13 protein-coding genes are annotated in these 13,031 nt (G+C 57.3%); 10 read left to right on the top strand and 3 right to left on the bottom strand.

The window, feature by feature from the left end; genetic code table 11:
• Nucleotides 1-42: 42 nt before the first annotated feature.
• Nucleotides 43-726, bottom strand: coding sequence for a DUF1120 domain-containing protein (locus ACUW6V_RS19230; protein ID WP_105622584.1), 684 nt, complete (start codon nt 724-726; stop codon nt 43-45).
• Nucleotides 727-858: 132 nt separating this feature from the next.
• Nucleotides 859-1,536, bottom strand: a complete 678-nt coding sequence (locus tag ACUW6V_RS19225; protein ID WP_227003032.1) for a DUF1120 domain-containing protein — start codon at nt 1,534-1,536, stop codon at nt 859-861.
• 614 nt (nt 1,537-2,150) lie between these two features.
• Here ACUW6V_RS19225 and ACUW6V_RS19220 point away from each other — a divergent pair.
• From ACUW6V_RS19220 to ACUW6V_RS19185, 8 genes are all read left to right on the top strand, one after another.
• Nucleotides 2,151-2,543, top strand: coding sequence for a DoxX family protein (locus ACUW6V_RS19220; RefSeq protein ID WP_004385832.1), 393 nt, complete (start codon nt 2,151-2,153; stop codon nt 2,541-2,543).
• Between the two features lie 75 nt (nt 2,544-2,618).
• The gene (locus ACUW6V_RS19215; protein ID WP_015387061.1) at nt 2,619-3,605 is read left to right on the top strand and encodes a glutathione S-transferase family protein; all 987 of its coding nucleotides are present in this window, start codon (nt 2,619-2,621) and stop codon (nt 3,603-3,605) included.
• Between the two features lie 155 nt (nt 3,606-3,760).
• Nucleotides 3,761-4,126 (top strand): DUF805 domain-containing protein, encoded by a 366-nt coding sequence (locus ACUW6V_RS19210; protein ID WP_004385834.1) that lies wholly within the window; start codon nt 3,761-3,763, stop codon nt 4,124-4,126.
• Nucleotides 4,127-4,260: 134 nt separating this feature from the next.
• Complete coding sequence (locus ACUW6V_RS19205) at nt 4,261-5,184, top strand: aminoimidazole riboside kinase (RefSeq protein WP_454038779.1); 924 nt, start codon at nt 4,261-4,263, stop codon at nt 5,182-5,184.
• 166 nt (nt 5,185-5,350) lie between these two features.
• Complete coding sequence (locus tag ACUW6V_RS19200) at nt 5,351-6,868, top strand: carbohydrate porin (RefSeq protein ID WP_014729737.1); 1,518 nt, start codon at nt 5,351-5,353, stop codon at nt 6,866-6,868.
• A 72-nt stretch (nt 6,869-6,940) separates the two neighbouring features.
• Nucleotides 6,941-8,311: a sucrose-specific PTS transporter subunit IIBC gene (locus ACUW6V_RS19195; RefSeq protein ID WP_007854161.1), complete on the top strand. Its 1,371-nt coding sequence runs from the start codon at nt 6,941-6,943 to the stop codon at nt 8,309-8,311.
• Complete coding sequence (locus ACUW6V_RS19190) at nt 8,311-9,720, top strand: sucrose-6-phosphate hydrolase (RefSeq protein ID WP_012125939.1); 1,410 nt, start codon at nt 8,311-8,313, stop codon at nt 9,718-9,720. Before ACUW6V_RS19195 ends, ACUW6V_RS19190 begins: the two co-directional genes overlap by 1 nt.
• A gap of 28 nt (nt 9,721-9,748) precedes the next feature.
• Nucleotides 9,749-10,762, top strand: a complete 1,014-nt coding sequence (locus ACUW6V_RS19185) for a LacI family DNA-binding transcriptional regulator (RefSeq protein WP_105568313.1) — start codon at nt 9,749-9,751, stop codon at nt 10,760-10,762.
• On the opposite strand, the gene yhaJ is transcribed toward ACUW6V_RS19185, so the two are convergent.
• Entirely contained in the window at nt 10,759-11,658 is a 900-nt protein-coding gene (gene yhaJ / locus ACUW6V_RS19180) for a DNA-binding transcriptional regulator YhaJ (protein WP_004385839.1), read from the bottom strand. The genes ACUW6V_RS19185 and yhaJ overlap by 4 nt on opposite strands.
• A gap of 102 nt (nt 11,659-11,760) precedes the next feature.
• Between yhaJ and ACUW6V_RS19175 the strand changes: the two genes are divergently transcribed.
• Together ACUW6V_RS19175 and ACUW6V_RS19170 are read left to right on the top strand one after the other, a co-directional pair.
• Nucleotides 11,761-12,462, top strand: coding sequence for a pirin family protein (locus ACUW6V_RS19175; protein WP_004385840.1), 702 nt, complete (start codon nt 11,761-11,763; stop codon nt 12,460-12,462).
• A 35-nt stretch (nt 12,463-12,497) separates the two neighbouring features.
• Nucleotides 12,498-12,674 (top strand): hypothetical protein, encoded by a 177-nt coding sequence (locus tag ACUW6V_RS19170; RefSeq protein ID WP_012125942.1) that lies wholly within the window; start codon nt 12,498-12,500, stop codon nt 12,672-12,674.
• Nucleotides 12,675-13,031 lie beyond the last annotated feature (357 nt).

The following is a 13,031-nucleotide window of genomic DNA, read 5'->3' as shown; positions in this document are numbered from 1 at the left end:
GCATGACGATGTGCGGCATTAATAAAATGACGCGGCATTACCTTACAGATAAACCAGAGAAATTGTGGCTGCTCCGTCAAGGTTCGTTTTATCGCTAATAGCTAGCGTATCGGTGCCCTGAATAGCAGCAGAAATATTTAATGTATAAGAAAAGAGAGTTGCAGCGGCCGGCTCTTTTGTTCCTTTTTCGCCTAGCGTATAACCCCGGCTCCCATCGTTATAAGGTACACCTGAAGTTGTCGTTGCCCAGGCGCTATCAGGTACATAATTTTGAATACCGTCAATATATAACGTGTCTCCATTAATACCATCGTATTGCTGAACGCCGCTTACACGCACAAACCAGGCACCGAGATTGATGTTATCGAGCGTTTTCCCCAAACCAAACTTTTGATTAGCTTGCGTTACTGTTCCCTGAGCATCAGAAATATCAACACTGGCAACCGAATCATTGTGGTTATCAGCTATCACCCAGGCCACCTGCATCGCATTGGTGCACTGGATGCTCAGATGAGTTGTCTTCGTACCTAGCTGGTTAGTCTGCGTGGTATTAAGATTGCCCAACGGAATATTACCAAAATTGACCACGCCCCCATTTTCCAGTGATGGCGTGCAGGATCCATTAATTAGTTTACCGGTGACTTTTAAATCCGTAGAGTCGGTTGCGTGCGCTGCGCTAACCATTGCCATCAGGCCAGCCCCAATTAATAATGTCTTATTAAACACTGTTAATTTCCTTGCCTATTACGTATTAATACAGCCTTAAAAAACGCCAGGGTATTCTGGCGTTTTTTAAGCATTTACCCTCAGGACAATACATTGCGGTTTAACATCTGTATTTATCCGCCAGATTTTTGATTAGATATAGCTCAGCGAAATCGTCGCCAGACCATCCAGGTCAGTATCGTCGGTGATCTTCAGAATATCGGTACCCTGTACCGCAGCGGTCACTTTCAGCGGGAATACGCCCACTTTGAACGCTTTCGGCGCGACTTCGCCGGTCACTGCGGTGGTAAAAGTACGCGCACCCGGTTTCGTTACGCCCGTAGTGCTTTTCTTCCAGGCCGTCGCATTGCCGTTACCGACATTATCGGCTTCCAGCAGATCGCCCGCGGTGCCGTCATAGGTGACGCCCGTCGTTTTAGCGGCAATAGCATACGCGCCCATGTTGACGGTGCCCGCTTTACCCAGACCATACTCTGTAGTGGCATCCGCCACGCTGCTGTCGTCCGCGCCAGCGCTGGTGAGGCTGAGCGACTGCAGGGAATCGGTACGGCCATCGACGGTAGTCCAGCCCATCACCATAGCGCTATCGCAGGTGATAGTCAGCGTGACGTCTTTCGAGCCCAGCTGGTTTGCATTGGTCGCATCAAGACTGGCTACAGGAATATGACCGAAGTTCACTTCGCTTTTATCCAGAGTTGGTGTACATGCAGCATTAACCAGTACGCCTTTAACCGTTAAATCCGTTGAATCCGCCGCCATCGCATGAGATGCGATACCCGCCAGCACGACTGCCAGAAGAGTCTTTTTCATTATTCCATCCATTATTTAGTTCCCGGTACAGAGACGTGCCGGACAAGAAAGCTACTTAGGGTTAAATTATCGTAAACAGGCAGTTTACGATGTGCATCAAAAAAACAGATGAAAGTCCGTAAATTCATCGCTTTCAATTGATCACTTTAAACGATCAATGAATGACATTTTACCGACTCACACCTATTGAAGTCATAAAAAAGTCTGTCTTATTTGAGACATCTCTTATTAAAAAGACTTTAAACCCCAAGATGGTCATAGTTTTCTAAAAAAAGATTTCTTTTCATGAATTCATAAAAATAATAATTGTCGACTTTATATTTATAAAGTAATTACATCTAAATTATTCCTTTAGAAATACTGAAGGAGTTATCTTAATTTATCGTTATTAATTTGTGGTTAATCTTGTTAAATAATAAGGCTATCCAAAACGTGATCGCTTTACACTGAAATCAAAATTTTTGAACAAATCTGCCAGTTTTCCTTGCTTACATTCCCACTACGCCCACCCTATGATGCTTTCCATCAACGGCGGAACGCGGATAACCCCGCGGAATGCAACCTTTTAAAGACAATTAACCTTGCGTGATGAAGCGGGATTTCTGGAGAGTAAAATGAAAAAATTCGAAGATGCTGGCGTACTGGTGGCACGTATTCTGATGCCGATTCTGTTTATCGTCTCTGGCTTTGGCAAAATTACCGGCTATGCCGGTACGCAGCAGTATATGGAAGCGATGGGCGTGCCGGGCTTTATTCTGCCGCTGGTTATCCTGCTTGAGTTCGGCGGCGGTCTGGCGATTCTCTTCGGTTTTCTGACCCGCACCACGGCGCTGATTACCGCTGTGTTTACGCTGCTGACCGCGTTCCTGTTCCACAGCAACTTCGCGGAAGGCGTTAACTCCATCATGTTTATGAAGAACTTCTCCATCGCAGGTGGCTATCTGCTGCTGGCGCTGATGGGTCCTGGCGCGTACAGCCTGGATCGTCTGCTGAAGAAAAACTGGTAACTGATTTCACGGCAGGCGGCCCTCACCGCCTGCCTTTTTGCCATACTGAGGAAAGCATTCTGACAGGAGAGCAACATGGGACAACTGATTGACGGCGTCTGGCACGACACCTGGTATGACACCAAATCCACCGGCGGCCGCTTTAAGCGCTCCTCGTCGGCGTACCGCAACTGGGTCACTCCGGACGGCGAACCAGGCCCGACAGGCGAAGGCGGCTTTGCAGCGCAAAAAGATCGCTACCATCTTTACGTCTCACTCGCCTGTCCGTGGGCACACCGCACGTTAATTCTGCGCGCGCTGAAAGGGCTGGAGTCGTTTATCTCCGTCTCGGTCGTGCACCCGCTGATGCTGGAAAACGGCTGGACCTTCGGCGACGATTTCCCGGCAGCGACCGGCGACACGCTGTATCAGCACGATTTTCTCTATCAGCTTTATCTCCAGGCCGATCCGCACTACTCCGGGCGCGTCACCGTTCCTGTGCTGTGGGATAAAGAACGCCAGACCATCGTCAGCAACGAATCCGCCGATATCATTCGTATGTTCAACAGCGCCTTTGACGCACTCGGCGCACGTGCAGGCGATTACTATCCGCAGGCGCTACGCGCAGAAATCGACGAGCTGAACGGCTGGATTTACGACACGGTGAATAACGGCGTTTATAAAGCGGGCTTCGCCACCAGCCAGCAGGCGTATGACGAAGCGGTGGAACAGGTGTTCGCCTCGCTGTCCCGGCTTGAGCAGATCCTCGGTCAGCAGCGTTATCTCGCAGGCGACCAGCTCACCGAAGCCGATATTCGTCTGTGGACGACGCTTGTGCGTTTTGACCCGGTCTACGTGACGCATTTCAAATGCGACAAGCATCGCATCAGCGATTATCTGAACCTGCATGGTTTCCTGCGCGAGATTTACCAGATGCCGGGCATCGCGGAAACCGTGGATTTCGGGCATATCCGCCACCACTATTTTTGCAGCCACAAAACCATTAACCCGACCGGTATTATCTCCATCGGCCCCTGGCAGGATCTTAATGAGCCGCACGGGCGCGATGAGCGCTTCCGCTAATCCGCTTCGCCCTAAGCCTCTTCTGAAAAATGCGCCGTTCCGACGGCGCTCACACTTTGCATTTTCCCTCAGGCCGTTTCCCTTCCCGACAGCTAGCATTTAGTTAAGCGATCGCTTTAAAAACAAGTGATTGATGGCAAGGGAGGCGAGAACAGATGTACTGGTACATAAAAGCGTTTAGAAATTACCTCGGGTTTACCGGCCGGGCGCGTCGTAAAGAGTACTGGATGTTCACCCTGGTAAATCTCATTCTGGCGGGCGTCATGGTGGCGCTCGATACCATACTTGGGCTGCGCGTTATCGGTGAACAAGGGCTGCTCACGCTGATTTATGGGCTGGCCGTGTTGCTGCCCGCGCTGGCGGTACAGTTCCGCCGCCTGCATGATACAGACCGCACCGCGCGGTGGCTGTTCGTCCTGCTGATCCCGGTTATCGGCTGGCTGATGATCCTTGCCTTCAACACCCAGGAAGGCACCCACGGCGAAAACCGCTTCGGCCCAGACCCGAAACATCATCACTGATCCTCTGGCCGCGTTCCGGCGCGGCACGTTTCTGCTCTTCTTCCACATCGCCGCCTCCTAAGCGCATAAAGAGTGTTGATTAGCTAAACCGGTTTAACTATTGTTTAGCGCAGGATGAATCGAAGGAGATACGCATGTCAGCAAAAGTATGGGCGCTTGGAGATGCCGTGGTGGATCTGCTGCCCGACGGTCACGGCCGGTTACTGCAATGCCCTGGCGGTGCCCCCGCCAACGTCGCGGTCGGCGTGGCGCGGCTTGGCGGCGCGAGCGGATTTATCGGTCGCGTCGGGCACGACCCGTTCGGGGCATTTATGACGCAGACGCTGAAAGAGGAAAATGTCGATACCGGCGCCATGCATCAGGACCCGGCGCACCGCACCTCGACGGTCGTGGTGGCGCTGGATGACCGTGGCGAACGCTCGTTTACCTTTATGGTGCGCCCGTCCGCCGATCTGTTTCTTAACGCCGACGACTTACCGCCGTTCGGCGCAGGCGAGTGGCTGCACGTCTGCTCAATTGCACTCTGCGCCCAGCCCTCGCGAGACACCGCATTTGAAGCGATGGCGCGCATTAAGCGTGCGGGCGGGTTTGTCAGTTTCGACCCGAATATCCGCGAAGATCTGTGGCCAGATACCGCGCAGCTGCGTGAATGCATTGAGCGCGCGCTGGCACTGGCAGATGTGGTGAAACTCTCACTGGAAGAGCTGGCGTTTATTGCCGGAGCGGATGACGAAGAAAGCGCCCTGGCGCTGGCACGCCGCTACGCGATCCCGCTGCTGCTGATCACCCGCGGCGCAGAAGGCGTCGATGCCTGCTTCAACGGTGAACTGCACCACTACCCGGCGGTGCCGGTCGAGTGCGTCGATACCACCGGCGCGGGCGACGCTTTCGTTGCCGGGCTGCTCTGGAGCCTTGCCGCGCAAGGCCTGCCGCAAAGCGCCGCACAGCTTGCGCCCGTGATTGCCGCAGCCCAGGCCTGCGGCGCGCTTGCGACCACTGCCAAAGGCGCGATGACCGCCCTGCCCCGCCTTAACGATCTACAACCACACCTCGCCTGATCCTATGAGCCGCTGCCGCGGCTCGTTTTGCGAACCTCATCACAATCACTAAACCGGTTTAGCTAATTTCATTGCCAGTAAAAATAAGCCGTGATTATGATTGCCGCCTAAACCGGTTTAGCAAGTCTGCATAATGATGATAACGCCTTCTCAGGGATGCCATACCATGATTAAAAAAAGTACGCTTGCCCTTACCCTTGGCTTAATGGCCGGTACTCCCGCCGCCTTTGCCGACAGCAATATGTCCAGCATTGAGGCGCGTCTCGCCGCGCTGGAACAACGTCTTCAGGCGGCTGAACAGCGCGCCAGCGCGGCGGAAACCCGCGCTGAAGCCGCAGAGCGTCAGGCACAGGCGCTTGCCGCGCAACAAAAAGCGCAGCCGCCGGTTCAGCCTGTCGCCGCGCAACCTGCGCCGCAGCCCGCCACGCAAACGGCGGATAACAGCGGGTTTGAATTCCACGGCTACGCCCGCTCGGGCCTGCTGATGAACGATTCCGCCGCGAAAACGCAGGGCGGCCCGTCCTTCACGCCAGCGGGTGAAACCGGCGGTCACGTCGGGCGTCTCGGCAATGAGCCCGACACTTACCTTGAGATGAACCTGGAGCACAAACAGACGCTGGCGAACGGCGCCACCACGCGCTTTAAAGTGATGGTCGCTGACGGTCAGCGCAGCTATAACGACTGGACGGCCTCCACCAGCGATCTCAACGTGCGCCAGGCGTTCACCGAACTCGGTCACCTGCCGACCTTCACCGGCGCGTTTAAAGATGCCACCGTCTGGGCCGGTAAACGCTTCGATCGTGATAACTTCGATATCCACTGGATCGACTCCGACGTGGTGTTCCTCGCCGGTACAGGTGCGGGTATCTACGACATGCGCTGGAGCGATAACGCCCGCAGTAACTTCTCACTGTATGGCCGCACCTTCGGCGATATCGAAAACAGCGAAAACACCGCCCAGAACTATATCCTGACGCTCAATAACTACGTCGGGCCGGTACAGCTGATGGTGAGCGGGATGCGCGCCAAAGATAACGAAGACCGCGTGGATATCGAGGGCAACCGCGTGAAAAAAGACGCGGCGGAAGATGGCGTGCATGCGCTGCTCGGCCTGCATAACGACAGCTTCTACGGTCTGAGCGACGGCTCCTCGAAAACCGCACTGCTGTATGGCCACGGCCTTGGCGCGGAAGTGAAATCCATCGGCTCCGATGGCGCGCTGCTGCCGCAGGCCGATACCTGGCGTCTCGCGACCTACGGCATGACGCCGCTCGGCGGCGGCTGGCATATCGCACCGGCGGTGCTGGCGCAGAGCAGTAAAGATCGCTACGTCAAAGGCGACAGCTACCAGTGGGCGACCGCCAACCTGCGCCTCATTCAGGAGATTAACCAGAACTTTGAGCTGCAGTACGAGGGCAGCTATCAGTACATGGATCTGCGCCCGAAAGGTTACAACGACCGCAACGCGGTCAGCGGCAACTTCTATAAGCTGACCTTTGCGCCGACGCTGAAAGCGGGCGACGTGGGCGAATTCCTCAAGCGTCCGGAACTGCGCCTGTTCGCCACCTGGATGGACTGGGATCATCGCCTGGATAACTACGCCAGCAATGATGCCTTTGGCAGCACCGGCTTTACCGCCGGCGGTGAATGGAACTTCGGCGTACAGATGGAAACCTGGTTCTGATAAAAACGGCCCCTGTTGCGCGGGGGCCTGCGTATTGCCGACAACATAAAAAACCACAAGACTGAGGTTGTTATGGATTTTGAACAGATTGCCCGCTCGCTTCTGCCGCTGCTCGGCGGCAAAGAGAATATCGCCAGCGCCGCCCACTGCGCCACGCGTCTGCGGCTGGTGCTGGTAGATGACGCCAAAGCCGACACCGCCGCCATCGGCAATGTCGAGGGCGTGAAAGGCTGTTTTCGCAACGCAGGCCAGCTGCAAATTATTTTCGGCACGGGCGTGGTCAATAAAGTCTATGCCGCGTTTATCGCGGTCGCCGGTATCAGCGAATCGAGCAAATCGGAAGCCGCAAGCGTGGCGGCCCGCAAGCTGAACCCGTTCCAGCGCATCGCCCGCCTGCTCTCCAACATTTTTGTGCCGATCATTCCGGCGATTGTGGCGTCCGGCCTGCTGATGGGCCTGCTCGGCATGGTGAAAACCTACGGCTGGGTCAGCCCGGATAACGCGCTCTATATCATGCTGGATATGTGCAGCTCGGCGGCGTTTATCATTCTCCCTATCCTGATTGGTTTTACCGCCGCGCGGGAATTCGGCGGCAACCCGTATCTGGGCGCGACGCTTGGCGGCATTCTCACCCACCCGGCGCTCACCAACGCCTGGGGCGTGGCGGCGGGCTTTCACACCATGAACTTCTTCGGGATTGAAGTCGCGATGATTGGCTACCAGGGCACGGTTTTCCCGGTCCTGCTGGCGGTGTGGTTTATGAGTATTCTGGAAAAACAGCTGCGCCGGATTATCCCGGACGCGCTGGATCTCATCCTGACCCCCTTCTTTACCGTGATTATTTCCGGTTTCGTGGCGCTGCTGGTGATTGGCCCGGCGGGCCGCGCGCTGGGCGACGGTATCTCGCTGGTGTTAAGCACGCTGATTACTCACGCGGGCTGGCTCGCGGGGCTGCTGTTTGGCGGGCTTTACTCGGTGATTGTAATTACCGGCGTGCATCACAGCTTCCATGCGATTGAAGCCGGGCTGCTTGGCAACCCGTCTATTGGCGTTAATTTCCTGCTGCCCATCTGGGCGATGGCGAACGTGGCGCAGGGCGGCGCGTGTCTGGCGGTGTGGTTTAAAACCAAAGATGCCAAAGTCAAAGCCATTACGCTGCCGTCGGGTTTTTCGGCGCTGCTCGGCATTACCGAGGCGGCCATTTTCGGGGTCAACCTGCGCTTCGTGAAGCCGTTTATCTCCGGGCTTATCGGCGGTGCGGCGGGCGGCGCGTGGGTTGTCTCCACCCATGTCGGCATGACGGCGGTCGGCCTGACCGGGATTCCCGGTATGGCGATTGTTCAGGCCAGCTCGCTGCTGAATTATGTCATCGGCATGGCGATCGCCTTCTGTATCGCCTTTGCGGTCTCTTACCTGTGGAAATACAAAACGGACGCTGAATAATGACCACCCGCACGCTGCTGCCTGCCATTTTACAGGCTGTGATGAAAGGCCAGCCGGTCGCGCTTGGCGATCGCCACTATCCGCGCTGGCATCTGGCGCCGGTGACGGGCCTGATGAACGACCCAAACGGTTTTATCCATTTTCAGGGGCGCTACCACCTGTTTTATCAGTGGAACCCGCTGGGCTGTGCGCATCAGCATAAATGCTGGGGGCACTGGAGCTCGGCGGATCTGACGCACTGGCAACACGAGCCGCTGGCGCTGATGCCGGATGAAGAGTATGACCGCAGCGGCTGTTATTCCGGCAGCGCGGTGGATGACAACGGGCGACTGACGCTCTGCTATACCGGCAACGTAAAGTTTGACGATGGCACCCGCACCGCCTGGCAGTGTCTGGCGGTGCAGAACGCGGACGGCGGTTTTGACAAGCTCGGCCCGGTGATGCCGCTGCCCGGCGGCTATACCGGCCACGTGCGCGACCCGAAAGTCTGGCGTCACGGCGAGCACTGGTACATGGTGCTGGGCGCGCAGGATCTGGAATTGCAGGGCAAAGTGCTGCTGCTGCGCTCCGATAATCTGTGGAACTGGGAAAACCTGGGCGAGATCGCCGGCAGCACGCTCGGCGGGCTTGGCGAGGCGGGTTACATGTGGGAGTGCCCGGATCTCTTCATGCTGGACGGCAAAGCGATTCTGATCACCTGCCCGCAGGGGGTGACGCGCGAAGAAAAACGCTATCTCAACACCTACCCGAGCGCGTACCTGTGCGGCGAGCTTGATTACGACACGCCGGAATTTCGTCACGGCCCGCTGGTGGAGCTGGACGCCGGTTTTGAGTTTTACGCGCCGCAAACCACGCTGGCCGACGATGGCCGCCGGTTACTTATCGGCTGGATGGGCGTGCCGGACGGCGAAGAGATGTTGCAGCCAACGGTGGCGCAGGGCTGGATCCACCAGATGACCTGCCCGCGCGAACTCTCGCTTCGCGATGGCTTGCTCTGCCAGCAGCCGGTGCGCGAGCTTTCCGCGCTGCGCGGCGAGGAGCGGCGTCTGGAGGGCGTGGCCGCCACGCTCTCGCCGCTCGCGGCGGAAAGCCTGGAGCTGATGCTGGAGACGCAGGGCGACGTCACGCTCGATTTCGCCGCCACTCTGCGCCTGGAATGGACGCGCGAGGGCCTGCGGCTTTCACGCCGGAGCCTCGCCACCGGCGAATGGCAGTATCGCTACTGGCAGGGCGACGCCCGGCGCCTGCATATTCTGTGCGACCGTTCCAGCGTTGAGATTTTCATTAACGACGGCGAAGGCGTGATGAGCAGCCGCTATTTCCCGGCGGCCAACGCGACGCTTGGTTTTGAAGGCGACGCGCATCTCCGGCTGCGCTACTGGTCGTTACGCGCCTGCATGGTAGAATGAAGGTTTGACCACTCACCGAACCGAAGCCGTGCGAAAAACCAAACGCGTTACCATCAGTGATATCGCCGCCCTGGCGGGGGTTTCCAAAGCCACCGCCAGCCTGGTGCTCAATGGACGAGGCAAAGAGCTGCGCGTGGCGCAGGAGACGCGCGAGCGCGTTCTGGCTATCGCCCAGCAGCATCACTATCAGCCGAGCATCCACGCCCGTCTGCTGCGCGACAACCGCAGCCATACGCTGGGCCTGGTGGTGCCGGAGATAACCAACTACGGTTTCGCGGTGTTTTCTTACGAGCTGGAAACCTTGTGCCGCGAGGCGGGGCTACAGCTGCTTATCTCCTGTACCGATGAAAATCCGGGTCAGGAGACGGTGGTGGTCAATAACCTGGTGTCGCGCCAGGTCGACGGGCTTATCGTCGCCTCCAGCATGTTGAGCGACAGCGACTATGTGAAGCTCAGCGAGCAGCTTCCGGTGGTGCTGTTCGACCGCCATATGAACGACACCCAACTGCCGCTGGTGATCACCGATTCCATTACCCCGACCGCCGATCTGGTGGAGCGCATCGCGCGCCAGCACCCGGACGAGTTCTATTTTCTTGGCGGCCAGCCGCGTCTTTCGCCGACTCGCGATCGTCTGGAAGGTTTCAAGCAAGGGCTGGCGCGGGCGGGCGTTGAGCTACGCCCCGAGTGGATCATTCACGGCAATTATCATCCGAGCAGCGGCTATGAGATGTTCGCCGCGCTCTGCGCCCGGCTGGGACGCCCGCCGAAAGCACTGTTTACCGCCGCCTGCGGCCTGCTGGAAGGGGTGCTGCGCTACATGAGCCAGCATCGCCTGCTGGAAAGCAATATCCATCTGGCGAGCTTTGACGATCACTATCTCTATGATTCGCTGTCGGTGCGCATCGACACCGTGCAGCAGGATTGCCGCCAGCTGGCGCTGGACTGCTTTGAGATGATCACCCAACTGGTGGATGACAAAGAACCGACGCCGCTGCAGCGTTACCTTCCGGCTACGCTGCAATGGCGTCATCCGGCGGATTAACGCTTCACGTTAAAGAGTTTGGGGATTTCGCGCAGGCACCAGGCTTTCGCCTCGCCCATGCTGTCGCGCCGCCAGGCCATAATAATGTCCACTTCGCTGGTGGACTCCGGGCTGACGACGCGCAGCCGCCCTTCGGCGATATCTTTTTCCACCAGCGGATACGGCATCGTCGCCACGCCAAGCCCGGCAAGGAGCGCCTGGCGCTTATCTTCGATGGATGTCACCGTCAGCCTCGGCTGTTTATCCAGCAACTGCACCGTCAGCACCGGGCGTTCGCGCGCGGTGTCCGCCACCGCCACGCCGCGATACTTCACGCGCGTCACTTCTGACAGCGGCTCCGGCTCGTCGTGAATCGGGTGATCCGGCGCGGCTACATAGACATTCATCAGCGTATACAGCTTGCGGGAGTTGATCTCCGACGACGAGCGAAAGTGCATATCCGGCGCGATGACAATATCGGCGCGCCCCTGCTCCAGCCGCTCCCAGGCACCCGCCAGCACTTCGGTAATGAACGAGAGCTGCGTGTTGGCTTTGGCGGCGAGTTTATCCACCAGCGGGAACAGGCACGGCGTAGGCACCAGCGCCTCAGCGACGATAGTCAGGTGCGTCTCCCAGCCGCGCGCCAGCGCTTCAGCGTCCGTGGTGAGCTTATCCGCCGCCTCCAGCAACACGCGTCCGCGCTCCAGCAGCATGCGTCCGACATTGGTGAATTTAGTGCGGTGCCCGGAGCGGTCAAACAGCACCACATCCAGCTCTTCTTCCAGCTTCTGCATGGTGTAGCTCAGCGCAGACGGCACGCGGCCCAGTTCGTCAGCCGCGGCGGCGAAACTGCCGCGCCGGTCGATAGCGTCCATCACGCGCAGCGCCTCAAGCGTCAATGCCCTTTCTTTAGCCATCAGGTTCTCGTTCAGGAAATTTGAATATACCCAGCAGATTAACTGGCTAACAATGCAGCGTCCACACCCTTAACATAAAAGCCTGTCAAGAGAGGTAAAATTATGATTATTACGAGAACAGCCAAACAGTGTGGGCAAGCTGACTATGGATGGCTGCAGGCTCGCTATACCTTTTCCTTTGGCCACTACTTCGATCCGAAACTGCTGGGCTACGCCTCACTGCGCGTACTGAACCAGGAAGTGCTGGCGCCCGGCGCCGCGTTCCAGCCGCGTACCTACCCGAAAGTCGATATCTTGAACCTGATCCTCGACGGCGAAGCGGAATATCGCGACAGCGACGGCAACCATCTGCGCGCGAAAGCGGGCGACGCGCTACTGCTCGCGACCCAGCCGGGTGTGAGCTACAGCGAGCATAACCTGAGCAAAGACCATTCGCTGACGCGGATGCAGCTCTGGCTCGACGCCTGCCCGGAGCGGGAAAACCCGACGGTGCAGAAAATCGCGGTCGGCCCGCAGGCACGCCAGCTTCTCGCCTCGCCGGATGGCGCGGATGGCAGCCTGCAACTGCGCCAGCAGGTGTGGTTGTGGCATATCGCACTGAATGAAGGGGAATCGGTCAGTATGCCCCTGAACGGGCCACGCGCCTATTTACAGTCGATCCACGGCACGGTCCACGTGAAAACCGAAACGGAAGACAAAGAGGCATTAACCTGCGGAGACGGCGCGTTTATTCGTGACGAGGCTAACATAACCCTTATTGCGGATTCGCCGCTGCGCGCTTTACTGGTAGATTTGCCGGTGTAACAGAAGATGCAGAACGCTGCATCAGGAGTCATAAAATGAGTACTATCACACAGCAAAATAAAGTCACGAAGTTGACTGCTTCACCCGCCCTGCAGGAAGCGCATACACGCGCCGGAGCGCAACAAGAATTTACCTACGATTGCATGCTCAGCGAGCTGGAAGCCATTATCGCTGAAGCCGAAGTGCGCCTGGCCGAGGAAGACGCCGCCTGACGTACGCTCACCGGGCGGGCCTGCTGGCTCGCCTGTCTCTGCATCTGTATTTCCCTGTCTGCGTTTGTTTTTCACATCCCCGTTGATACCGAACATCAAGCCGCGTTCTTTTCATGGAAAGCGTCGTGGACAGTCATTCATCTTCATCCCGCCCATAAAGCAAAAACCCCGCCGAAGCGGGGTTTTCTAATGTGTGAAGCTGACCGGTAAGCCGCGTTCTTTTCATAGAAGGCGTCGTGGACAATCATTCCTCTTTGCCCCACCCATAAAGCAAAAACCCCGCCGGAGCGGGGTTTTCTAATGTGTGAAGCTTGCCGGTAAGCCGCGTTCTTTTCATGGAAAGCGTCGTGGACAGTC

This window comes from Cronobacter sp. 153480017-3, assembly GCF_053627815.1.
This window is presented reverse-complemented; position numbering and strand designations above follow the sequence as displayed.

Coding starts and splice junctions, on each gene's coding strand:
- ACUW6V_RS19200 (WP_014729737.1), top strand. CDS start 5,351: ATGATTAAAAAAAGTACGCTTGCCCTTACCCTTGGCTTAATGGCCGGT.
- ACUW6V_RS19190 (WP_012125939.1), top strand. CDS start 8,311: ATGACCACCCGCACGCTGCTGCCTGCCATTTTACAGGCTGTGATGAAA.
- ACUW6V_RS19210 (WP_004385834.1), top strand. CDS start 3,761: ATGTACTGGTACATAAAAGCGTTTAGAAATTACCTCGGGTTTACCGGC.
- ACUW6V_RS19205 (WP_454038779.1), top strand. CDS start 4,261: ATGTCAGCAAAAGTATGGGCGCTTGGAGATGCCGTGGTGGATCTGCTG.
- ACUW6V_RS19175 (WP_004385840.1), top strand. CDS start 11,761: ATGATTATTACGAGAACAGCCAAACAGTGTGGGCAAGCTGACTATGGA.
- ACUW6V_RS19215 (WP_015387061.1), top strand. CDS start 2,619: ATGGGACAACTGATTGACGGCGTCTGGCACGACACCTGGTATGACACC.
- yhaJ (WP_004385839.1), bottom strand. CDS start 11,658: ATGGCTAAAGAAAGGGCATTGACGCTTGAGGCGCTGCGCGTGATGGAC.
- ACUW6V_RS19195 (WP_007854161.1), top strand. CDS start 6,941: ATGGATTTTGAACAGATTGCCCGCTCGCTTCTGCCGCTGCTCGGCGGC.
- ACUW6V_RS19170 (WP_012125942.1), top strand. CDS start 12,498: ATGAGTACTATCACACAGCAAAATAAAGTCACGAAGTTGACTGCTTCA.
- ACUW6V_RS19220 (WP_004385832.1), top strand. CDS start 2,151: ATGAAAAAATTCGAAGATGCTGGCGTACTGGTGGCACGTATTCTGATG.
- ACUW6V_RS19225 (WP_227003032.1), bottom strand. CDS start 1,536: ATGAAAAAGACTCTTCTGGCAGTCGTGCTGGCGGGTATCGCATCTCAT.